22 protein-coding genes are annotated in these 20,599 nt (G+C 71.3%); 10 read left to right on the plus strand and 12 right to left on the minus strand.

Annotated elements, in window-relative coordinates:
- Positions 1–107: 107 nt before the first annotated feature.
- The gene (locus tag ACGFWE_RS23630) at positions 108–875 is read right to left on the minus strand and encodes an SDR family oxidoreductase (protein ID WP_352386161.1); all 768 of its coding nucleotides are present in this window, start codon (positions 873–875) and stop codon (positions 108–110) included.
- 128 nt (positions 876–1,003) lie between these two features.
- Here ACGFWE_RS23630 and ACGFWE_RS23635 point away from each other — a divergent pair, with 128 nt between their 5' ends.
- The 3 genes from ACGFWE_RS23635 (at position 1,004) to ACGFWE_RS23645 (ending at position 4,569) form a co-directional block, all read left to right on the plus strand.
- The gene (locus ACGFWE_RS23635) at positions 1,004–1,870 is read left to right on the plus strand and encodes a helix-turn-helix transcriptional regulator (protein ID WP_393601488.1); all 867 of its coding nucleotides are present in this window, start codon (positions 1,004–1,006) and stop codon (positions 1,868–1,870) included.
- A gap of 107 nt (positions 1,871–1,977) precedes the next feature.
- On the plus strand, positions 1,978–3,993 hold the full coding sequence (locus tag ACGFWE_RS23640; protein WP_393601490.1) for an FAD-dependent oxidoreductase: 2,016 nt from the start codon (positions 1,978–1,980) through the stop codon (positions 3,991–3,993).
- 33 nt (positions 3,994–4,026) lie between these two features.
- Complete coding sequence (locus ACGFWE_RS23645; protein WP_352386156.1) at positions 4,027–4,569, plus strand: PadR family transcriptional regulator; 543 nt, start codon at positions 4,027–4,029, stop codon at positions 4,567–4,569.
- Between the two features lie 34 nt (positions 4,570–4,603).
- Here the strand turns inward: ACGFWE_RS23645 and ACGFWE_RS23650 are convergent, their stop codons facing one another.
- Positions 4,604–5,155, minus strand: coding sequence for a hypothetical protein (locus tag ACGFWE_RS23650; protein WP_393601492.1), 552 nt, complete (start codon positions 5,153–5,155; stop codon positions 4,604–4,606).
- Positions 5,156–5,343: 188 nt separating this feature from the next.
- Positions 5,344–6,324 (minus strand): fibronectin type III domain-containing protein, encoded by a 981-nt coding sequence (locus tag ACGFWE_RS23655; protein ID WP_393601494.1) that lies wholly within the window; start codon positions 6,322–6,324, stop codon positions 5,344–5,346.
- 348 nt (positions 6,325–6,672) lie between these two features.
- Between ACGFWE_RS23655 and ACGFWE_RS23660 the strand changes: the two genes are divergently transcribed.
- On the plus strand, positions 6,673–7,398 hold the full coding sequence (locus ACGFWE_RS23660; RefSeq protein ID WP_393601496.1) for a glycoside hydrolase family 75 protein: 726 nt from the start codon (positions 6,673–6,675) through the stop codon (positions 7,396–7,398).
- Here ACGFWE_RS23660 and ACGFWE_RS23665 read toward each other — a convergent pair.
- The 5 genes from ACGFWE_RS23665 to ACGFWE_RS23685 form a co-directional block, all read right to left on the minus strand.
- The gene (locus ACGFWE_RS23665; protein ID WP_352386148.1) at positions 7,383–7,793 is read right to left on the minus strand and encodes a PTS fructose transporter subunit IIA; all 411 of its coding nucleotides are present in this window, start codon (positions 7,791–7,793) and stop codon (positions 7,383–7,385) included. The two genes, ACGFWE_RS23660 and ACGFWE_RS23665, sit on opposite strands and share 16 nt — an antisense overlap.
- Positions 7,786–8,385 carry a dihydroxyacetone kinase subunit DhaL gene (gene dhaL, locus ACGFWE_RS23670; protein WP_393601498.1) on the minus strand — a complete coding sequence of 200 codons (600 nt, stop codon included), beginning with the start codon at positions 8,383–8,385 and terminating at the stop codon, positions 7,786–7,788. Before dhaL ends, ACGFWE_RS23665 begins: the two co-directional genes overlap by 8 nt.
- A 37-nt stretch (positions 8,386–8,422) precedes the next feature.
- Positions 8,423–9,415: a dihydroxyacetone kinase subunit DhaK gene (gene dhaK, locus ACGFWE_RS23675; protein WP_352386144.1), complete on the minus strand. Its 993-nt coding sequence runs from the start codon at positions 9,413–9,415 to the stop codon at positions 8,423–8,425.
- 131 nt (positions 9,416–9,546) lie between these two features.
- A complete protein-coding gene (locus ACGFWE_RS23680; RefSeq protein WP_393601500.1) occupies positions 9,547–10,197 on the minus strand; it encodes a TetR/AcrR family transcriptional regulator in 651 nt (216 codons plus the stop codon).
- Between the two features lie 17 nt (positions 10,198–10,214).
- A complete protein-coding gene (locus tag ACGFWE_RS23685; RefSeq protein WP_352386141.1) occupies positions 10,215–10,619 on the minus strand; it encodes a PaaI family thioesterase in 405 nt (134 codons plus the stop codon).
- Between the two features lie 100 nt (positions 10,620–10,719).
- Here ACGFWE_RS23685 and ACGFWE_RS23690 point away from each other — a divergent pair, with 100 nt between their 5' ends.
- Together ACGFWE_RS23690 and ACGFWE_RS23695 are read left to right on the plus strand one after the other, a co-directional pair.
- Positions 10,720–10,917: an NAD(P)H-binding protein gene (locus ACGFWE_RS23690; RefSeq protein WP_393601502.1), complete on the plus strand. Its 198-nt coding sequence runs from the start codon at positions 10,720–10,722 to the stop codon at positions 10,915–10,917.
- 7 nt (positions 10,918–10,924) lie between these two features.
- On the plus strand, positions 10,925–11,374 hold the full coding sequence (locus tag ACGFWE_RS23695) for an NAD(P)H-binding protein (RefSeq protein ID WP_393601504.1): 450 nt from the start codon (positions 10,925–10,927) through the stop codon (positions 11,372–11,374).
- Positions 11,375–11,415: 41 nt separating this feature from the next.
- On the opposite strand, the gene efeB is transcribed toward ACGFWE_RS23695, so the two are convergent.
- The 3 genes from efeB to ACGFWE_RS23710 all read right to left on the minus strand — a co-directional run bounded on the left by efeB (position 11,416) and on the right by ACGFWE_RS23710 (position 16,354).
- Positions 11,416–12,696 (minus strand): iron uptake transporter deferrochelatase/peroxidase subunit, encoded by a 1,281-nt coding sequence (efeB, locus tag ACGFWE_RS23700; RefSeq protein ID WP_393601978.1) that lies wholly within the window; start codon positions 12,694–12,696, stop codon positions 11,416–11,418.
- Between the two features lie 44 nt (positions 12,697–12,740).
- Positions 12,741–14,774 (minus strand): iron uptake transporter permease EfeU, encoded by a 2,034-nt coding sequence (gene efeU / locus ACGFWE_RS23705; RefSeq protein WP_393601506.1) that lies wholly within the window; start codon positions 14,772–14,774, stop codon positions 12,741–12,743.
- Positions 14,775–14,971: 197 nt separating this feature from the next.
- Entirely contained in the window at positions 14,972–16,354 is a 1,383-nt protein-coding gene (locus tag ACGFWE_RS23710) for a Tat pathway signal sequence domain protein (protein ID WP_393601508.1), read from the minus strand.
- Between the two features lie 185 nt (positions 16,355–16,539).
- Here ACGFWE_RS23710 and ACGFWE_RS23715 point away from each other — a divergent pair, with 185 nt between their 5' ends.
- Positions 16,540–17,613 (plus strand): glycoside hydrolase family 15 protein, encoded by a 1,074-nt coding sequence (locus ACGFWE_RS23715; protein ID WP_393601510.1) that lies wholly within the window; start codon positions 16,540–16,542, stop codon positions 17,611–17,613.
- A 107-nt stretch (positions 17,614–17,720) separates the two neighbouring features.
- Here ACGFWE_RS23715 and ACGFWE_RS23720 read toward each other — a convergent pair whose 3' ends face one another.
- Positions 17,721–18,098: a DUF6479 family protein gene (locus ACGFWE_RS23720; protein WP_352386132.1), complete on the minus strand. Its 378-nt coding sequence runs from the start codon at positions 18,096–18,098 to the stop codon at positions 17,721–17,723.
- Between the two features lie 128 nt (positions 18,099–18,226).
- Between ACGFWE_RS23720 and ACGFWE_RS23725 the strand changes: the two genes are divergently transcribed.
- The 3 genes from ACGFWE_RS23725 to ACGFWE_RS23735 all read left to right on the plus strand — a co-directional run bounded on the left by ACGFWE_RS23725 (position 18,227) and on the right by ACGFWE_RS23735 (position 20,347).
- Complete coding sequence (locus ACGFWE_RS23725; RefSeq protein WP_352386130.1) at positions 18,227–18,601, plus strand: ferredoxin; 375 nt, start codon at positions 18,227–18,229, stop codon at positions 18,599–18,601.
- 70 nt (positions 18,602–18,671) lie between these two features.
- A complete protein-coding gene (locus ACGFWE_RS23730; RefSeq protein WP_393601512.1) occupies positions 18,672–19,850 on the plus strand; it encodes an acyl-CoA dehydrogenase family protein in 1,179 nt (392 codons plus the stop codon).
- Positions 19,851–19,978: 128 nt separating this feature from the next.
- Positions 19,979–20,347 carry a signal peptidase I gene (locus tag ACGFWE_RS23735; RefSeq protein ID WP_393601514.1) on the plus strand — a complete coding sequence of 123 codons (369 nt, stop codon included), beginning with the start codon at positions 19,979–19,981 and terminating at the stop codon, positions 20,345–20,347.
- Positions 20,348–20,599: the final 252 nt, after the last annotated feature.

The raw sequence follows: 20,599 nt of genomic DNA on the forward strand, positions 1-20,599 counted from the left end.
AGGGGGGGGGGGGGGGGGGGGGGGGCGGGGGGGGGTGGGGGGCGGGGGCCCCCCCGGGGGGGGGGGGGGGGGGGGGGCGGGCGGGGCCCCCCCCCCCCACCCCGTGGTCAGCCCTGCCGCACCGGTACCACCACCATCTCCGCGACGTTGACGTTGGGCGGGGCCGCGGTCGCGAAAGCGACGGCCTCCGCGATGTCGTCCGCGTGCAGGGGCTGCACGTCGGTGCGCAGGCGGGACAGGGCGTCCCGTGTCCGGTCGTCCCGCATGTCCCCGCCCAGTTCGGTGGTGGTGACCCCCGGCTCGATGTTCTTCACGCGCACTCCGCGCGGGCCCAGCTCGGCGCGGAGATTGCGCGTGAGATGGGCCACCGCCGCCTTGGTGGCGCAGTAGACGGACCAGTCGGGGAAGAGCAGATGCCCGCCCACGGAACCGACGTGGACGAGGTCCGCCGGGCCGCCGCGGGAGGCTGCCGCGAGGAGATCGTCGGTGAAGGCGCGGGAGGTGTGCAGCAGACCGCGCAGGTTGACGTCGATCATGCGGTCCCACTCGTCGGTCGCGGCGCGCTCGAAGGGGGCGCCCAGCATGACGCCGGCGTTGGCCACGACCAGGTCGACGGTGCCGAGCGTCCCGGTGACGGCGGCGGCCGCCCGCGAGAGGGCCTCGGCGTCGGTCACGTCCGCGGCGACGGGCAGGACCGCTCCGCCGGCCGAGGAGCGCAGTTCGTCCGCCAGTGTCTTGAGGCGGTCCTCGCGACGGCCCAGCAGGGCGACGCTCGCTCCGGCGACGGCGAGGCGCCGTGCCGTGGCCGCGCCGATCCCGCTGGTGGCACCGGTGACGACCGCGACGCGGTGGGTGAGGTTCCAGGTGTGTGTCATGCCGTCAACGGTGGGACCGGCCCCGGCCTCGGACCAGGCCGTACCACCCTGAGGAGAACGGATCATAGGAGTACCGCGGCCACCTTGCGCGCTCCCGTTGGCCCCTGTCCGGACCTAGGGTCGAGAGCATGGACAGTGACAACAGGCTCGGTCTCTTCCTGCGCGCCCGCCGCGCCCTCGTCCGGCCCGAGGACGCGGGGCTGCCGGCCGGAAGCCGGCGCCGCGTGGCGGGCCTGCGCCGCGAAGAGGTGGCGGTGCTGGCCGGGGTCAGTACCGACTACTACGTGCGCCTGGAGCAGGGACGCGAGCGGAACCCCTCGGCACAGGTGGTCGACGCGCTGGCACGGGTCCTGGGCCTGGAGGGGGACGCCGTCGAGCATCTGCACGGGCTGGCCCGTCCCGTCGCCGACCGTTCCCGGGGCGGCCCGCGGCCCGAAGCGGTGAACCCCGCGCTGTCGCGGATGATGGAGGCCTGGCACCGCACTCCGGCGGTGGTCCTGGACCGTTGCCTGACGGTGCTGGCCCACAACGTCCTCGGAGGGGCGCTGTTCGCCGGCCACACCCACAGCGGGGACCTGCTGCGGCTCGTCTTCCTCGATCCGGACGCGCGCGACTTCTATCCGGACTGGGAGCCCGTGGCGGTGAACACCGTGGCCGCGCTGCGGGCCGCCGCCGGAACCGGTCACGAGGACCCGCGGCTGGTCACCGCGGTCGGCGAACTGTCGCTGCGCAGCGAGGAGTTCCGCAGGCTCTGGGCCCGCCACGACATCCGCCGCAAGACCCATGAGAGCAAACGCTTCCGGCATCCGCTGGTCGGCGAACTCACCCTGGAATATGAGTCGTTGACCGTCAACAGCGCCCCGGGCCAGCAACTGGTCGTCTACCAGGCCGAACCCGGCAGCCCGTCCGAGCAGGCCCTCGCGCTGCTGGGGAGCCTGGCCGCGGCCGGGACCGAGAAGTCCGACGAGGCGAGCGCCAAGGGCACGTACAGCTGAAGCCGCCGACGTGGCTCGGATCACCCCGCCCGGTTGTGCAACTAGTTGCACAAAGGTGTCGCGGTCCTCTACAACAGAGAGGCACGAGACCGCGACGGAGGGGCCCGATGAGCCGTTACCCGCACCTGCTGAACCCGCTCGACCTGGGCTTCACCACGCTGCCCAACCGCGTCCTGATGGGCTCCATGCACGTGGGCCTGGAGGAGGCCGAGCGCGGCTTCGAGCGCATGGCCGCCTTCTACGCGGAGCGAGCGCGCGGGGGAGTGGGCCTGATCGTCACCGGCGGCATCGCGCCCAACGACGAGGGCCGGCCCGGAGAGGGCGGCGCCAAGCTCACCACCGACGCGGAGGCCGAGCAGCACCGGCAGATCACCGAGGCCGTGCACCGCGAGGGCGGCCGGATCGCGATGCAGATCCTGCACTTCGGGCGGTACGCCTACCACCGGGACCTCGTCGCCCCGAGTCCTCTCCAGGCGCCGATCAGTCCCTTCCCGCCCCGCGAACTCACCGACGCCGAGGTCGAGCGGACCATCGACGACTACGCCCGCGCGGCCCGCCTCGCCCGGCAGGCCGGCTACGACGGCGTGGAGATCATGGGCTCCGAGGGCTACCTCATCAACGAGTTCATCGCCGCGCAGACCAACCACCGCACCGACCGCTGGGGCGGCTCGTACGAGAACCGCATGCGCTTCCCCGTGGAAATCGTGCGGCGGGTGCGCGAGGCCGTCGGCGAGGACTTCATCATCGTCTACCGGCTTTCCATGCTGGACCTCGTCCCGGGCGGCTCGACGCTCGACGAGGTGATCACGCTCGCCAGGGCCGTCGAGGCCGCCGGGGCCACGATCATCAACACCGGCATCGGCTGGCACGAGGCCCGCATCCCCACCATCGCGACCTCGGTGCCGCGCGGCGCCTACACGTGGGTGACGAAGCGGCTCATGGGCGAGGTGTCGATCCCGCTCGTGACCACCAACCGCATCAACACCCCCGAACTGGCCGAGGAGTTGCTCGCCGACGGGTACGCGGACATGGTGTCGATGGCCCGCCCGATGCTCGCCGACCCGGAGTTCGTGAACAAGGCCGCCGAGGGCCGTCCCGATGCCATCAACACCTGCATCGGCTGCAACCAGGCCTGCCTCGACCACACCTTCAGCGGGAAGATCACCTCCTGCCTGGTCAACCCCCGCGCCTGCCACGAGACCGAACTGGTGCTGGCCCCGACCCGGGTGCGCAAGCGCGTGGCGGTGGTCGGAGCCGGTCCGGCGGGGCTCGCCTGCGCGGTCTCCGCAGCCGAACGCGGCCACGAGGTCACCCTGTTCGACGCCGCGAGCGACATCGGCGGCCAGCTCAACGTCGCCCGCAAGGTCCCCGGCAAGCAGGAGTTCGACGAGACGATCCGCTACTTCCGCCACCAGCTCGACGCCCACGGCGTGGACGTACGGCTCAACACCCCCGTGTCCTCGGGCGACTTGGACGCCTACGACGAGGTCGTCGTGGCCACCGGTGTCACCCCACGCACCCCCGACATCCCGGGCGTCGACCACCCCAGCGTGGTCGGCTACCTCGATGTCCTGCGCGACGGCGCCCCCGTCGGCGACCGGGTGGCGATCCTCGGGGCCGGGGGCATCGGCTTCGACGTCGCCGAGTTCCTCACCGACGGCGGCGACAAGGCGCACGAGAACCCCGAGACGTACTTCCGTCAGTGGGGCGTCGACATGGACTACACGGCACCCGGCGGACTCGCGGCCCCCGAACGCCCCGCCCCGCCGCGCACCGTGCACCTCCTCCAGCGCAAGACCAGCAAGGTCGGCGCCGGACTCGGCAAGACCACCGGCTGGATCCACCGCACCGAGCTCAAGCACCGCGGTGTCACCATGGTCCCGGGTGTGCGCTACGACCGTATCGACGACGCCGGCCTGCATGTCACCGTCGGCGAGGAGAGCACGGTCCTGGAGGTCGACACCGTCGTGCTGTGCACCGGGCAGGAGCCGCGCCGGGGCCTGTACGAGGAGCTCGTCGCCGCTGGCCGCAGCGCTCACCTGATCGGCGGTGCCGACGTGGCCGCCGAGCTGGACGCCAAGCGGGCCATCAAGCAGGGCACCGAGGTCGCGGCCGCCCTCTGAGGCCCTTACGGGCGCCGTCCCTAGGATGACTCCATGTCACTCCCGCACGCGATTCTCACCGCACTGCTCGAAAGGCCGTCCGCGGGGCTGGACCTGACCCGCCGGTTCGACAGGTCGATCGGCTACTTCTGGTCGGCCTCGCACCAGCAGATCTATCGCGAGCTGGGAAAACTGGAGGCCGAGGGGTACATCCGGGCCCTGCCCGCGGCCCAGCCGACCCGTGGGCAGAAGAAGAGCTACGAGGTCCTGCCCGCGGGCCGCGCCGAACTCGAACGCTGGACGGCCGCGGCGCAGGACCCCAAGCCGCACCGGGACGCCCTGCTGCTGCGGCTGCGCGCGGCCGCCGTCGTCGGCACGGCGGGTCTGGAGGCCGACCTGCGCCGCCATCTCGACCTGCACCGGCGGCAGTTGGCCGAGTACGGGGAGATCGAGAAGCGCGACTTCCCGCCCGGCAACGACAGCGCGCAGGCCAGGCTTCAGCACCTGGTCCTGCGCGCGGGCATCGAGCTGGAGACCTTCTGGACGCAGTGGCTCACCGAGGCACTGCGGGAGCTGGACGAACTCCCGGACGCCTGACGGCTTTTCGTAGGCGACCGGCACATGAAGGCGTTCAGAGGCGGTACGGCCGTGAGCGCCGGCGCAGGAACCACCCCGCGGCCACCGCGCCGACCGCCACCAGGCCGCCGCCGGCCGCCAGCGTCAGGGTGCCGTAGTCCTTGGTGCCGCCGCCGAGACCGCCCATGACACCGCGGGACGGGGAGGCCGTGGCCGTCGCCGAGATCGTGGGCGTGGCGGACCCCGAGACGATGATCGACTGGGTGCCCGCCGTGCTGTTGTTGTGGGCGCACATCACGATGACGGTGTACGTCCCGGGGCTCACGCTCGACCAGGCCGCGGACTGCAGGGAGGTGGTCCCCGACAGGGCCACCTGCCGGCCCTGGCTGAAGTTCGCCTGGCTGCTGGTGAGCAGCGAGGCGGTGCCCCAGCCGCCGTTGTTCGCGGTACGGGAGCAGGTCGGTGTCGTGACGGAGACCGTGGATCCGGAGGTGCTCACGGAGATGCCCGATGCCGCGGCGGCCGGCCCGGCGGTCAGGGCGAGCGGCAGCGCGGCGACGGCCGCGACGGTCAGGCCGGAGCGGAGAAGTAGCTGTTCAGTGCGCATGGACTGCCCTCCGGCGGCACGGTCGGCGGTACATCCGTGGCGCCGCCGAGGTGGGGGAAGCCCGTGCTGCCTCAGGGACAGCCAATGTGCCCCCCGCCCGGCCCGCATGCGCTGCTGCGCCGGACAGGTGACGGATTGCTCCGTCCGGCGCAGACGTGAGCGGCCGTCATGGGAGAGCGGGGCGGGCGTCATGGGGGAGTAGCGGCACCCGTCGTCACGGACCGCTCCGCCGACAGCCCGCCCCAGGTGCCGTCGGGCAGCCGCGCGCGGATCCGCACCCGGTGCCCCTCCCCGGCCTCGCACCCCAGATAGAAGCTGTACGTCGTCCTCCCGCGTGGAGGCGTCCCGCCGAACACGAGCGAGGTGGCCGCCCGGCCGTCCAGGAGGACCTGGTACTCCGTGACGACACCGTCCGTCCGGGGCGGCAGCCAGGACAGACCGAGGTAGTACGCGCCGTCGTCCCCCCGCCGGGTGGTCGCACGGAACTCCGTCGGTGCCGTGTCCCGGCCGTCGTCGCCGCCCGGAGTGGTCAGGCGGACGGTGTCCCCGGCCGGCGAGAGGTTGTCGGCCGCGTCCCGGGCCCGGACGGTGAAGGAGTAGCGGGTGCCCGGACGCAGCCCGGTGACCACGGCCGCCGTCTGGGCACCGCCCACACTGTGGATCTTCGTGCCGCCCTGATAGATGTCGTACGACACCACGTCCCGGTCGTCCACCGAGGCGGCCCAGCTCAGCTGGACGGCCCGGCTGCCCGCCGTCCGGCCCCGCAGCTCGCCGGGGCGGGTCGGGGCCGAGCGGTCCGCCGCCGCGGCCGCCGGAGTCGTCGCCCGCACCTCCCGGCTGGGCGGGCCGAGGCGCCCCTCGGTGTCGCGGGCCCGCACGGTGAAGGCGTACGGGGTCGCGGGCTCGAGCCTGACGACATCCACCATGTGCTGTGAACCGGGCACCTCCTCGACCTTTGTGGTGCCCCGATATACCTCGTAGCGCTCGATCTCCGTGCCGACGGCGTTCCACATCACGTGCACACTCGTCGCGCTGCCCGCGGCGGCGGTGACGCCCACCGGGGCGGCGGGCAGCCTGCCGCTCTCGCCGTCGTCCGGTCCGCCCCACCCGCAGGAGGCGACGAGGACAAGCGCGGCGCAGAGGCACAGGGGGACGGGAACGCCTCGCACGGCTCTGCCTCCCGGGAGAACACCACGGCAATGGTCCGGACCAATATGACGCCGGGTGGCTGTCCGCATCAAGAGGGCGGACCGTGTGGGCCGGGCTCGGGAGAGTTACGTATGCTGAATGCCTTCACGGCCGAACTCGCCACGAGGTGACCGGAGTTCGTGCCGGTGGCGCGGGCCGCTGTCGTCGCTGTCCCCGCGCCGTACGGGTGGCCGGGAGGCCGGGGTTCGTCGAGGGCTCGGGCCCCCGGCCCCTGCCCCGTCCGGCCCTTCTGCGGTGGCCGCTCGGCTGAAGCCGCATCAGATTGGGCTGAGTGCCCGTCAATGCCGCCGAGGAGAGGGACCCTTATCGTGCGTGTCCAGTCGCTGACGCTGGCCGCGGCAAGCGCCGCGCTGCTCGCCCCGACGACGTCCCCCGCCATCGAGCACGCCGCCGCCCGGACCGAGCCGGTCGTGCGGCGCGAGGGGGCGGTCCTGGCCGCCGACCTCCTGGCCAGGGTGCGCACCTGCGAGCCCGTCTCACACGGCCGTTACCGCAGTGACGACGGCACGGCCGCGACCATCCCGGTCTGCGGCACCAGGGACGCCGTCTTCTGGAAGGCCGACATGGACATCGACTGCGACGGCCGGCCCGGCAGCCACTGCAACCGCCGCACCGACCCGCTGTTCTCCGACGCGACCGCCTTCGAGCAGTCCGACGGCCGCTATCTGAGCGCCGAAAACCTGCCGTACATCGTGGTGCCGGCGCCGAGCCAGATCTGGGACTACCGCGAGCACGGGGTACGCGGCGGCGCGGTCGCGGCCGTCGTGTACGGGGACCGGGTGCAGTACGCCGTCGTCGGGGACGTAGGGCCGGGCCAGATCATCGGCGAGGCGTCCTACGCCACCGCGAAGGCCCTCGGGATCCGTCCCGATCCGCGCGGCGGCGGCACGCCCTCCGGCGTCACCTACATCGTCTTCCGGAACACGCAGGTGAAACCGATCGAGGACCATGCCGCCGCCGTCGTGACGGGGGAGCGGCTGGCGAAGCAGTTCGTCCAGGACAAGCCGCTCCCCCCGCGTCACACCTTCCGGTAGCTGTACGCCTCAGCGGCCGCCGCCTCCACCGCCGCGAGGTCCGCTCCGGTGGCCGCCGTGACGACCGCGGCCACCGCTCCCTCGACGAACGGGGCGTCCACCAGCCGGGTGCCCTCCGGGAGTTCGTCACCCTCCGCCAGCAGCGCCTTGACCGTGAGCACCGCACTGCCGAGGTCGGTCAGGACGGCGATCCCGGCGCCCCGGTCCACGGCGGCGGCTGCTCCGGCGATCAGCTCCGCACTCGTACCGAGCCCACCGCCCTCGGTGCCCCCGGCCGCGGCGACGGGCACCTCCGTGCCACCGCCCGCGAGCGCCTTCGCCAGTTCCGCCACGGACGCGGCGACCTCCGCGCTGTGTGACACCAGAACGATCCCGACCAGCTTCGCGTCACTCACCTGCGGCCTCCGCGAGCGCGGCGATCAGCAGGGCGGCCGAGGTCGCGCCCGGGTCCTGGTGCCCGATGCTGCGCTCGCCGAGATAACTCGCCCTGCCTTTGCGGGCCTGCAACGGCGTGGTCGCCTGGGCCCCTTGCTCGGCGGCCGTCCGCGCCGCGGCGAAGCCGGTGCCGAGCGCGTCGACGGCCGGCACCAGCGTGTCGATCATGGTCTTGTCGCCCGGGGCGGCCCCGCCCAGCGTCATGACCGCCTCCACGCCGGCCCGCAGCGCCTCGGCGAGCTGCTCGGCACTGACCTCGCCGGCGTCCCCGAGCGCCTTGCCGGTCCGCCGCAGCAGGGTCCCGTACAGGGGGCCCGAAGCACCGCCGACCGTCGAGATCAGCCGGCTTCCGGAGAGGGTGAGGACCGCGCCCGGGGTGTCCGGGGCCTCCTTCTCCAGGGTCGCGGTCACCGCGGTGAACCCGCGCTGGAGGTTGCTGCCGTGGTCGGCGTCACCGATGGGGGAGTCGAGGGCGGTCAGGTGCTCCGCCTCCCGGTCCACGGAGGCGGCGGTCGCCGTTATCCAACGGCGGAAGAAGTCGGCGTCGAGCACTGGATCTCCTTGCGTGGTCGGTACGTTGATCTCCTGCTCACACTCCCCAGCGCAGCCCCGGCGTCCGCACCGGCGCGTCCCACAGGCGCAGCAGCTCCTCGTCCACCTGGCACAGGGTGACCGAGGCGCCGGCCATGTCGAGCGAGGTGACGTAGTTGCCGACCAGGGTGCGGGCGACGGCGACCCCGCGATCGGCGAGCACCCGCTGCACCTCGGCGTTGAAGCCGTACAGCTCCAGGAGCGGGGTGGCTCCCATGCCGTTGACCAGAACGAGCACGGGGTTGCGCGGGCTCATGTCGTCCAGGATCGCGTGCACCGAGAAGTCGGCGATCTCCCGTGAGGTCATCATCGCCCGCCGCTCCCGGCCGGGCTCGCCGTGGATGCCGACCCCCAGTTCCAGCTCGCCGGCCGGCAGGTCGAAGGTGGGGCTGCCCTTGGCGGGCGTGGTGCACGCGCTGAGCGCGACGCCGAAACTCCGGGAGTTCTCGTTGACCTGCCGGGCTATCGCCTCCACCCGCTCGAGCGACTGCCCCTCCTCCGCCGCGGCCCCCGCGATCTTCTCCACGAACAGCGTGGCACCGGTGCCCCGCCGGCCTGCCGTGTAGAGGCTGTCGGTCACCGCCACATCATCGTTGACCAGGACCTTCGCGACCTGGATGCCCTCGTCCTCGGCGAGCTCGGCCGCCATGTCGAAGTTGAGCACGTCACCCGTGTAGTTCTTCACGATGAACAGCACACCGGCCCCACTGTCCACGGCGGCCGCCGCCCGCACCATCTGATCGGGCACCGGGGAGGTGAACACCTCGCCCGGGCAGGCCGCGGAGAGCATGCCGGGTCCGACGAATCCGCCGTGCAGCGGCTCGTGCCCGGAGCCACCGCCGGAGATCAGGGCGACCTTCCCGGCAACGGGGGCGTCCCGCCGTACGATCACCCGGTTCTCGACATCCACGGTCAACTCCGGATGGGCGGCCGCCATACCGCGCAGGGCGTCCGCGACCACGGACTCCGGAACGTTGATCAGCATCTTCATGGGTATCTCCTGGTGATATTCAGGCTGCGAGTGCTGCTTTCGGCAGTATCGACCTTGCGGCACCGGAGGTCACGCCGGGAGGGGTTCCTCTGTTCCGGTGACGGTCTGCGGCCGGCCGGTCCCGGCGCACTTCAGTCCGACTGCGGCACGCCGGCCAGCGAGGGTCTGATCATGTAGGAGGCGGTGAGGAGGGCGCCGTGGACGGCCGAGGACGCCGCCCGTCCGATGTAGCGCTCGCCGTCCGGAGGCCATGCGTCAGGCTCTTGGTGGATCAGGAGAGAAACCGCCCCGTGTACGCCGGCACACAGCACTCTGGCCGTTTCGGTCCTGCTCGTCACAGGAACCCCGGCATCAGCACAGGCTGCGACCTTGTCCCGGAAGTAGCGGAAGCACTCGTCCTCGTTCCGGCGGCTGGCCTGGGTGGCCTCACCGGACATCACCAGTCGGTACTGGGCAGGATGACGAAGTCCGAACGCGATGTAGGCGACACAGGTTTCGTACAGCGCCGTCACGGGGTCCCGGATGTCCCGGGAGACCGCTTCCAGCTCGGTGAACAGTGAGCTCCACACACGCAGACACGCCGCATGGACGAGTTCGCGTTTCGAGGTGAAGTGGAGGTAGACGGCCGGCGGGCTGACTCCCGCACGGGTCGCCACCGCTCGAATCGTCACAGCCTCGGCGCCGCCGTCTTCCAGCAGCTGATCGGCGATGTCGAGAAGCCGGTGTCGGAGCAGACCGCCCTGGCCTTTGGCGGCACGTACCCGGGATGGGGTCCCAGGCATGGGCGCGGCGCCGGGCATCAGGGTGTCTGCGCTTTGACGCTGGTGACCACTTGGGTCACGCGGGCGCACAGTTCGCCCTCGGCATCACGAATGTCGACCTCGACGACGGTGTTGCGTCCCAGCCGCAACGGATGAGCTGTCGCGACGACACTCGTGCGTGCCGGCCGCAGAAAATGCGTGCTCGACTCGACGGTGGCCGGTGCGGCGTCGGCTGGACCGTTGAGTGCGGCGCACACGGCGGCACACACGTCGGCGAGCCCCATCAACGCCCCTCCGTGGAGGCCGCCGCCCACCGTGGAGAGGGAGTGGTCCTGCGCCAGCCGGGCCCGCACGCCGGCTGCCGTCATCTCCTCGAACTCGACCCCGAGCGTCTTGGCGTACGGCGCGAGCGCGTAGACGTCATCGGCCTGAAGTGCGACCACGGGCCACTCCTCTTCTGGTTAACGCCGATAAGTTATCGTCGTTAACCAGGGTCGTCAACGAAGAACCCCCGAGTCGCATCGAGAGAACGGAGAAACAGAGGTGGACGTCTTCGTCATCGGCATCACCGGCGGCATCGGTGGTCTGCTCGCGCGGAAGCTGCTCTCTCGGGGAGACGCCGTCCGCGGACTGGTCCGCCGGGAGGACCAGCAGGCCGAACTCGCATCGCTGGGCGTGAACACCCGCGTGGGCGATCTCTCCGGCATGACCGTGGAAGCAACTCGCGACGGCATTCGGTGACGTCGACGTGATCGTCTTCAGTGCCGGATCGAACGGCGGCAGCAGGGAGGTCACGACAGCCGTCGACGGTGAGGGGGTCGTCAAGGCGATCGAGGCGGCACGTCTCGCCGGGGTGGAGCGCTTCGTGCTGGTGTCGGTGCTTCCGGAATCATGGCGGGAACGCGACCTCCCGGACGAGGTCGAGTATTACTTCGCCGTGAAGAAGGGTGCGGACATCGCAGTCAGCCGCAGTGATCTGAATTGGCTGATCCTCCGTCCGTCACTCCTTCTCGACGGCCCGGGGACCGGTACCGTGTCCCTCGGTCCGGCGGAGTTCCACGGCCAGATCGCTCGCGACGACGTCGCCGCCACCCTCGCCGAACTGCTCCACGAACCCCGGATCGGCCGGCAGATCCTCGAACTCGACTCGGGATCGACACCCATCGACGAGGCGGTCCGGGCAAACGTCCGCTCGTGAGAACGCCCGCCGCAGACGTAGCGGAGAGTGCCGCGTGGCCGTCACGGCGTGAGCAGGGCCCGGCCCAGCCAGTCGGCCGAGTCGCGGACACCGGGCAGGGCGAAGAAGTAGCCACCGCCCGTGGGGGAGATGTAGTCGACGAGGGGTTCGTCGATCAGACGGGTCTGGGTGGCCTCGAACTGGCGCCGCACGTCCTGCTGGTAGCAGCAGAAGACCAGGCCCATGTCCAGGTTGCCGACGTCGTCGATGCCGCGGTCGTAGTTGTAACCCCGGCGCAGAATACGGGAGTTGTCGGTCGCGGTGGTGCGCGGATTCGCGAGGCGGATGTGCGCGTCGAGGGGGATGGCGGTGCCGTGCGGATCCTTGGCGTAGTGCGGAACGTCGGTCTCCTTGGCGCCGTCGAGCGGGGCGCCGGTGTCCTTACGGCGGCCGAACATCAGCTCCTGCTCGGTCAGCGACACCCGGTCCCAGAACTCGACGAGCATCCGGATGACACGGATGACCTGGTACGAGCCGCCGCGCGCCCACGCCGGCTCGCCCTGTCCGTCGCCCACCCACACGAGCCGGTCCATCTCGCGGGCCGACGTCACCTCCGGGTTGGCGATGCCGTCCTTGAAGCCGAGGAGGTTGCGCTGGGCGCCGCTGGGGCGGGGGACGTTCTGGAAGCCGTCGATGCGCCACCTGATCTGCATCGCGCCTCGGGTGTGCTTGGCGATGTCGCGCAGCGCGTGCAGCACCGTGTCCTGGCGGGCGGCGCAGAGCTGAAGGGACAGATCGCCGTGGCACGCGGCCGGATCGAGGTTGTCGTTGGGGAAGGTCCGCATCGGGGTGAGCCGGCGCGGCTTCGCCTTCGCCAGTCCGTAGCGGTCGTCGAACAGCGAGGCTCCGACGCCCACGGTGACGGTGAGGGCGTCGGCGGGGACGTCCGGGCCGAGGATGCCGTTGTCGGAGGGCGGGGCGCCGACGCCCAGGTCGGCGGGGGTACCGCCCGCGGTCAGGAAACGGGCGCGTGCGGTCACCGTCCTGAGCAGCTCGGCCAGTTGTGCGCGGTCGTCGGCGATGACGTCGAAGGAGACGAAGGTGGCCGCGGCCGGTGCGGGAGTGAGGATGCCCGCCTGATGGACGCCGTGGAAAGGCACCTTCGCGGTGCCGGCGGCGTCCGCGGCCTGTGCTTCGGCCGTGCCCCCGCTCGCGCTCAGGGCGAAGGCGCCACCGGCCAGTGCCGCGCCCGCGGCCGAGGCGCCGAGGGCCGTTCGCACGAAGGAGCGGCGACCGGCCCCCGCGGGACAGCCTGATGCTCCTGATGCTTCGGCCGACGGCATGGGGTGGTTCCCTCCGGGATGCTGGTGCTGCTGGTCGTTGTTCTTCACGCGGACTTCCTGATCTCCAGCAGGTCCGGCACCGGCGCGAGATCCTCCAGCAGCTGCCCGGTGGCCCCGTCCAACCGGGCCCGCGCGCCCGCGTCGAGGCGAGCGACCGGGGTCCAACTCCCGCCAGGGTGCGCGGAGTCGAGCAGCTTCTGCAGCCGGGCGATGTCCGTGTCGACGGTGGGCAGCAGATGCGGGGCGCGGCTGGTGAGCAACGGCCGCAGGACGGTGAGGAGTTCGCGGGTGCCGGCGAGGTTGGCGTCGGCGGTGGCGAGTTCCGTGCCGCTGCCCTGGTCGGCGTCGCCGGTCAGTTCGAACTGGAGGGTGTTCTCCAGGATCTCGTGGGCGCGCCGGGGCAGGTCTCCGGGGTCGAAGTCCTGGGCGGGGAACGCCTTGCGCAGTGCGGCGGCGTCGGCGGCGAGCTGCCGGGCGGGCGCGGCCAGTTCACGCGCCGACTCGCCGTGCCACAGGCCGTACTCGATCCGGTGGAAGCCGGAGAAGTCCTTGTCGTGCACCCCGCCGGGGAGTCCGTCGGGCCTGCCGTCGATCTTCTGGTCGTAGTCCTGGAAGGTGCCGTAGGCGGCGCCGAGCGAGGCGTAGGTGCGGTGTGCGGTCAGCCAGTCGGTGCGGGCCGCCCCGAGACGGCCGGCCTCGACGTCGTCGCTGAGCCGTCCGGTCTGTGTGACGAGGGTGGCCAGGCCCCGGTCGACGTATGCCTTGTACGACGTGAGCGGCGCGGCCAGATCGGCGGCGGAGACCGGGACGACCGCCGCCGTGGACCCACCGCCGCCCGTGACCCGTACCGCGCGTGAGGTGACCGCCTTGCCGGTGCTGGGCACACAGCGCCAGGCGTACGTGCCGCCCGAGACGATCGCCGCCAGATCGCGGGTGGTGCCGGGAGCGAGGCCCTCGACCTCGCCGTAGACCGCGCCGGTACCCGGGTCGATGAGGTACACCTCGGAGGTCTTGTCGCCGGTGTTGTGCATCCGGAACGTCCGGCGCCCGGGCTTCGGCGCCGTGAAGCCCTGGCCGCAGTCCGTCTCGGACACGGCCACGGTCTGTGCACCGGCGGGACGGGAACCGTCGAGGGCGACCGCCACTCCCGCCAGCGCGGCGGGCACGGCGACGACCGCGACCGGAACCACCCACACGGGGCGGCGGCGCACGGACGCCGGACGGACCGGCTCGGTACCTCGCGCCTTCGGGGCCGGTTCCGTCGGCCGACCCGGCGAACTCCGCAGGAACAGCGGCATTACGACCACGAGATAGCCGGCGTATCCGGCCACCTGGAGCCAGGTCATGGTCGGCGTCAGGTTCAACACGCCCTGCACGAGGGTGCTGTACCAGGCTCCCGCGTCGATGCTGCCGCCGAGATCGACGGCGTACGACGTCCCGCCGGGGAGCACCCCGCCCTCCTGGAGGTCGCGCAGACCGTAGCCCAGCACGCCCGCCGCGATCACGATGAGGACAGCGCCGGTCGCGGTGAAGAACCTCGTCAGATTGATGTGCAGGACACGGCGGTACAGCCCCCAGCACAGGCCGGCCGCGAGGACCAGGCCGATACCGGCACCGGTCAGGGGACCCGCGGACTCGCCGGCCGCGCGGGCCGTGGTCCACAGGAACAGCGCGGTCTCCAGGCCCTCGCGGCCCACCGCCAGGAACGCGGTCACGATCAGCATGCCCGCGCCCATGCCCAGCACCCCGGTGACCTTTTCCCGGATCGCACCGGAGAAGGTCCGCGCCGAGCGGCGCATCCAGAACACCATCGCGGTGACGAACCCGACGGCCACCACGCTCAGCGCACCGCCGAACGCCTCCTGGGCGGTCGCGGACAGCGATGCGGCGGTGAAGCTCAGCACAGCGCCGAAACTCAGGGCGAGGGAGATCGCGGCCAGAACCCCCGTCCACACCTGCGGCAGCCGGGCCCGGGCACCGGACCGCACCAGCGTGGCGATGAGAACGGAGACGATCAGCCCGGCCTCCAGGCCCTCCCTCAGTCCGATGAGGAAGCTCGGAAACGCGTCGTCCCACATGGGTGCTGGGCCCCTCCATGACAGTCGCTCTCGGCCTGCCATGGTCGCTGGTTAGCGTAGGCACGCCTTACTTACGCCGACCATCATGAGTGCAGGCAGGCAGCTATCCGGTCATGGATCAGCAGTTATCCGGTCATCTCCCTGCCATGGGGCAGCAAAGATCGCTTCCTGTCGACTGTGCGGAGCGGGCGGAGGCGTCAGCCCCGCAGCGGATTGGCGCGGGCCGTGGCCAGGAGGTACCAGGCGGTGGCGCCGGTGTGCCGGTAGGGGTAGTAGCCGAACCCGAAACCGGTGTCGAGGGGGCTGCTCGCCGAGACGACCCCGGAGCGGGCCGGAAGGGTTGTGCCGCCGATGGTCTGGGCGTCGCCGAGGCGGTTCTGGGCGTTTTCGATCGAGCCGAGCAGACGGCGGGCGCGCTTCTCGTCGCCCGCGTGTCCCCGGTGCCGCAGCGCGAGCGCGAGGTGGGCGGTGCCCTCGAACCAGACGCCGTTGCGGTCCGGCCTGGGCTGGCCGTCGGCAATGGGGGCACCCTCGTTCGCCAGCAGGCTCGCGGAGCTGAAGGTGACGCCCTCGTAGGACTGCCCGGCGGGAACGGTGCTGTTGGGACGCTCGGCCGTGTCCCGTACGGCCAGCTCGGCCGCGGCCCAGTCGAGGGAGCGGGAGTGGGCCGGGGAGGTGAGGGCGAGGTGGGTCCAGGTCTGGGTGTCCTCCGGGATCGGGGACTTGTTGATCGTCACGCCGTCGTTGGTGCCGGTGTAGAAGAAGCCCCCCGAGGGCTCCCACATCTTCTCGACGAAGGCCCTGGCACGCGCGCGACGCTCCCGCCAGACCTTGTCCCCGGTCAGCCGGGCGAGCCGCCCGAACAGGCCGACCAGGTCGGTGTTGTGCTCGGTCGAGGTGAACGGCAGCTTCTCGTCGGCCCCGTCGACCCCGAACTTGTAGCCGCCGAGCGGCTCGTCGGTCCGTCCCACCCGCTCGATCCACTCGCCGATCCGCACCGCGCCGGTGAGGAAGCGCCGCTCACCGGTGCGCCCGGCGAGGGCGCTGAGCGCGATACCGGCCCACGCCATGTCGCCCACGGCGGTCCCGGTGAAGCCGAACTGCGTACCGACGTTGGCCGTGCCGTCCGCCTTGACGAACCCGTCCGGCTGCGGGGAGCCGTCGTAGAAGGTGTACGGCCCGACGTTGTAGGCCTGCCGCAGTCGGCCGTCGTCGTACATGGGGTCGTGGGCCTGGGCGTACAACAGCGCGTCACCGAGGGCCACGGCCCGCGACTCGCCCGCGGGAGAGGCGAGATGGGCCAGGACCGCGAGGGCGTTGTCGTACGTGAACGCCGTGCTGAACAGTCCCGCCTGGTCCGTGTAGCTCTGGGTGAGCCGGATGGCGCCATGGTCCGGGTAGGCGTCCATGGCGGCGGCCAGGAAGACCTGCGCACGGCGGGGCGCGGAGACCCCGGGCGCCGTGGACGTCCCCTGGGCCGCCTGCGCGGTGCCGGTGCCGGTCGCAGCGAGGACCGCGACTCCGAGGCCGGTCCCGATGAGCGTGCGGCGGCTGAGGGGCGGGCGGGGGCTGCCGGTCATGGGTCTCCTCGGGAGGTACGGGCCGGGATGTTCTGAGAGCGCTCTCAAAGGGGCGGGATCATTGTGCTGTCGTGCCGGGGGCGGGTCAACGTCTGGGGCCCGAACAGTAGTTGGCCTCCTTGGCGGTGAAGCCGTCGGGGAGCGCGTCCGTGAGGCAGGCGTGCGCCGGGCGAGGGAGATCCACCGTGCCCTGGCACGACACCGTCCCCGCACTCGCCAGCACCGCCGCCCCCCGCGACGCACGCCGGGCGTACGCCGTCCTGCGCGGCCTGACCACACACGGCGGCGGCATGGTCGCGGCGGCCACCACCAGCCTGCCCGAGCGTGCCAAGGAGGGCCGGAACTACGACTACCGGTACGTCTGGATCCGCGACCAGAGCTACGCCGGACAGGCCGCTGCCGCCGTCGGCGCCCATGACCTCCTCGACGCATCCGTCGACTTCGTCACCGCGCGCCTGCACGCCGACGGGCCCCGCCTGGCACCGGCCTACACCGTGCACGGCAAAGTCGGCAACCAGGTCTGCGGCCAGTTCCAGCTGGACTGCTTCGGTGAGGCGCTCCTGCTCCTCGCCGCCGCCGAGCGCCATGGTTGCCTGGACGAGGGCCACTGGAAGGCCGTGGAGATCGCCGTGCGGTCCATCGCCGACCGGTGGCGTGAACCGGACGCCGGGATATGGGAGTTGCGCGGCCGGCTGTGGACTCACAGCAGGCTCATCTGCGTCGCGGGCCTGCGGGCCGTGGCCGCGGCAGCGCTCCGCCGTTCCCCCCCCGCCATCCACTCGCGGACACCTGCACCGCCCTGGCCGACACGCTCCTCGACGCCGTCGAGCGGACCTGCCTCCACCCCGACGGTCACTGGCAGCGCACGCCCGACGACCCGTCCGTGGACGCCGCCCTGCCGCTGCCCGGCATACGGGGTGCCCTGCCCGCCGCCGACCCGCGCACCCGGGCCACCCTCGCCGCATGCCGTCGGGAACTGGCGGACGACCACTTCCTCTACCGCTTCCGCCACAACGAGCGCCCCCCTGGAAGAGGCAGAGGGCGCTTTCGTGCTGTGCGGGTTCGTCATGGCGCTCGCCGAGCACCAGCAGGGCCGGACCGTCGAGGCGTACCGCTGGTTCGAACGCGACCGGGGGGTGCCTGCGGGTCTCGGGGCTGTACGCCGAGGAGTTCGACATCGCCCAGCGTCAGCTGCGCGGCAACCTCCCGCATGCCTTCGTGCACGCGGTGATGCTGGAGGCGGCCGCCCGGCTCGGTGAGTGAGCGGGCACCCGCCTCCAGCAGTCCCAGCGCTGTTCCGGACGGTTACCGCGACGATTGCCGCAAAGCCGGATGCGTGCCATGGCCCGTGTCATGGCCGTGGACGTCAGCCGCCTCCCGGACCGCCGCTGCCGAACGAGCCGCTGCTGCCGTCGTTCCAGCGAGGACGTTCTCCCCCCGGACCCGTCCGGGTGGGGCTGTTGCCGTGCTGGGGCATTTCGTGCGGGGTCAGGCGGGTGTCGCTCCTGGGCACCTCGTCGGGCTCCCGGTGCTCCCTGACCTCACGGACCGGCCCGCTCTCGGGCAGCTTCGGCTGTTCCTCGGGAGTCGGAGGACGCGACTCGCGGCGCTTGACGCGGGCGCCCAGCCAGAAGGCGCCGATCAGCACCGCCACGACCACCACACCCGCCGCGATCACTCCGGCCGCGAGGCCGCCCCGGCCCGCGGCCAGATCCATCCATTCGGTGTTCAGGGCTTGGTTCATGCCACGCGAGTACCCATGGTCCGGCGAGCGAATCGACCCGCCCGAGGGACGCCCGGAGGACGCCCGGGGGACGCAAAACCCCCGGGAACTCCGGGTTTGGCGGCCCCGACCCCGGCTACCCGCCTGTTGTGACGACTTCGACTTCTCAGCAGGAGCTGTTCCGGTTCCTGGAGGACCGCTTCGCGTGTGCCCAGGCATGCACCGAGTGCGCACGGGCCTGTGCGCTGCGCGCGAGCCTGGTCGATCCGGACGGAACCGAGGAACACGAACTACTCCGACGCAAGGGCATCATGTGCGCCGAGGTGTGCGACGCGACCTGCCGGGTCCTGTCCGAGGAGAACCACCTCGACGAGGCCGGCATCCGCGTCCAGCTGGAATGGTGCAGGTCGGTCTGTCTGGAGTGCGCGCAGGTCCTGGACCGGCATGCCGGCAACGAGGACGCCGCCAAGGCATGCCGCGAGTGCGCCCAGGCGTGCACGGACTTCATGGCGACCCTCGTCTGACCGTTCCCAATTTCTGGAACACGTTCTACCGTGTGCGCCGTCAGGACCGGCCTGGGAGCCTGGAGGCGCCGTGCATCTCGACCACACGCCCGAACAGCAGCGGCTGCGCACCGAGCTGCGCACCTACTTCGCCGATCTGGTCCCGGACAACGCACACGCCCGCTTCACCGACCGGGACGCCCAGAAACGCTTCTACCGCGACACCATCCGGCGCCTGGGCACGGACGGCTGGCTCGGCGTCGGCTGGCCCAAGGAGTACGGCGGCCGCGGCCTGACCGCGATGGAACAGTTCATCTTCTTCGACGAGGCCGCCCAGGCCGGCGTACCGCTGCCGCTGATGGCCCTCAACACCGTAGGCCCGACGATCATGCGGTACGGCACCGAGGAGCAGAAGTCCTGGTTCCTGCCGCGCATCCTCTCCGGTGAGATCGACTTCGCCATCGGCTACAGCGAGCCCGGCGCGGGCACCGACCTGGCCTCCCTGAAGACCCGCGCGGTACGGGACGGCGACGAGTACGTCGTCAACGGCCACAAGATCTGGACCACCAACGGCGACACCGCCGACTGGGTCTGGCTCGCCGTGCGCACCGACCCCGACGCCCCGCCGCACAAGGGCATCACCATGCTCCTGATGCCGACCACCGACCCCGGCTACTCGTGCACCGTCATCAACACCCTCGCCTCGCACGACACCACGGCCAGCTACTACGAGAACGTCCGGGTCCCCGTCTCGCACCGGGTCGGCGAGGAGAACCAGGGCTGGCGGTTGATCACCAACCAGCTCAATCACGAGCGCGTCACCCTCGCCGCCCACGGCACCATGGCGATCCGCGCCCTGCAGAACGTGCAGCGCTGGGCCATGGAGACCAAGCTGGCCGACGGCCGCCGCGTCATCGACCTGCCGTGGGTGCGCCGCCGCCTCGCCCAGACCCACACCCGCCTCGACGCGCTCAAACTCCTCAACTGGCGGATGGTGAACGCCGTCGAGGACGGCACCCTCACCCCGCAGGACGCCTCCGCGGTCAAGGTCTACGGCTCCGAGGCCCGCCGGGACGCCTACGCGTGGCTCATGGAGATCGTCGCGGCGGCCGGCGCCCTGAAGGAGGGCTCGGCGGGCGACGTCCTCCACGGCGAACTGGAACGCGGCTACCGCTCGGCGGTGATCTTCACCTTCGGCGGCGGCAACAACGAGATCCAGCGGGAGATCATCTCGTGGATCGGTCTGGGGATGCCGCGGGTACGACGTTAGCCTGCTGTGCCGGGGCTTCTGTCAAATCGGTCCCTCCGCTTCCTGCGGATTCGGCGACTAACGCTACGTCGTTCGGCGACTTGTTTTGTAGGCGTATTTCCATGCAAGAGGCTGATATATTCCATGTTATGGATGACGGCGTATATGTAGGGAATGCGGGCGATGATGCACTGTTGGATCGAGGTTGGCTTCTCGGTCATTTCAAGGACGCCGATGATCCTCGCCACACCACTGCGGTAGAGGTCAAGTGGGGCGTCCATCCGCGTGGTGACCAGCGGCTGCAATGGGTGAAAGGTGAAGCGCGAACGGCCGTCCTGGTGCTCATCAGTGGCAGGTTTCGCGTGGATTTCCCAGGGCGCAGCGTTCTTCTGGCGAAGCAAGGGGACTACGTTGTGTGGGGACGTGGAGTCGACCACTCGTGGTTCGCGGAAGAGGAATCCGTATTGGTGACGGTTCGATGGCCATCTGTATCCGGTTATGCGGTGACGCGAGAATAGTGAATGGGGCGAGTATTTCACGGTCTCCCGCGGAAAGGCTCCGACCGTACATGGCATGGTCGGCCGGAACCGCCCCTAACGTGACGGACAGCGTAGTAGGCGTCGGATCCGTGCTTGCGGGTGTAGTGGCGTTCCAGTGGATGACGTGGTGGTGGGGCGGTCGGGTTCAGGGACAAAGTGTGGAGGGCAATTCGTAGGTCACCGGCCACCACCGCGCCGTCCGACAGACGGACCGTCCGGACTAAATGTCCG

The organism is Streptomyces sp. NPDC048523 (assembly GCF_043199815.1).
Classification (GTDB): Bacteria; Actinomycetota; Actinomycetes; order Streptomycetales; family Streptomycetaceae; genus Streptomyces.

Coding starts and splice junctions, on each gene's coding strand:
- ACGFWE_RS23640 (WP_393601490.1), top strand. CDS start 1,978: ATGAGCCGTTACCCGCACCTGCTGAACCCGCTCGACCTGGGCTTCACC.
- efeB (WP_393601978.1), bottom strand. CDS start 12,696: ATGCCGTCGGCCGAAGCATCAGGAGCATCAGGCTGTCCCGCGGGGGCC.
- ACGFWE_RS23630 (WP_352386161.1), bottom strand. CDS start 875: ATGACACACACCTGGAACCTCACCCACCGCGTCGCGGTCGTCACCGGT.
- ACGFWE_RS23710 (WP_393601508.1), bottom strand. CDS start 16,354: ATGACCGGCAGCCCCCGCCCGCCCCTCAGCCGCCGCACGCTCATCGGG.
- ACGFWE_RS23645 (WP_352386156.1), top strand. CDS start 4,027: ATGTCACTCCCGCACGCGATTCTCACCGCACTGCTCGAAAGGCCGTCC.
- dhaK (WP_352386144.1), bottom strand. CDS start 9,415: ATGAAGATGCTGATCAACGTTCCGGAGTCCGTGGTCGCGGACGCCCTG.
- ACGFWE_RS23735 (WP_393601514.1), top strand. CDS start 19,979: ATGGATGACGGCGTATATGTAGGGAATGCGGGCGATGATGCACTGTTG.
- ACGFWE_RS23680 (WP_393601500.1), bottom strand. CDS start 10,197: ATGCCTGGGACCCCATCCCGGGTACGTGCCGCCAAAGGCCAGGGCGGT.
- ACGFWE_RS23720 (WP_352386132.1), bottom strand. CDS start 18,098: ATGAACCAAGCCCTGAACACCGAATGGATGGATCTGGCCGCGGGCCGG.
- efeU (WP_393601506.1), bottom strand. CDS start 14,774: ATGTGGGACGACGCGTTTCCGAGCTTCCTCATCGGACTGAGGGAGGGC.
- ACGFWE_RS23650 (WP_393601492.1), bottom strand. CDS start 5,155: ATGCGCACTGAACAGCTACTTCTCCGCTCCGGCCTGACCGTCGCGGCC.
- ACGFWE_RS23635 (WP_393601488.1), top strand. CDS start 1,004: ATGGACAGTGACAACAGGCTCGGTCTCTTCCTGCGCGCCCGCCGCGCC.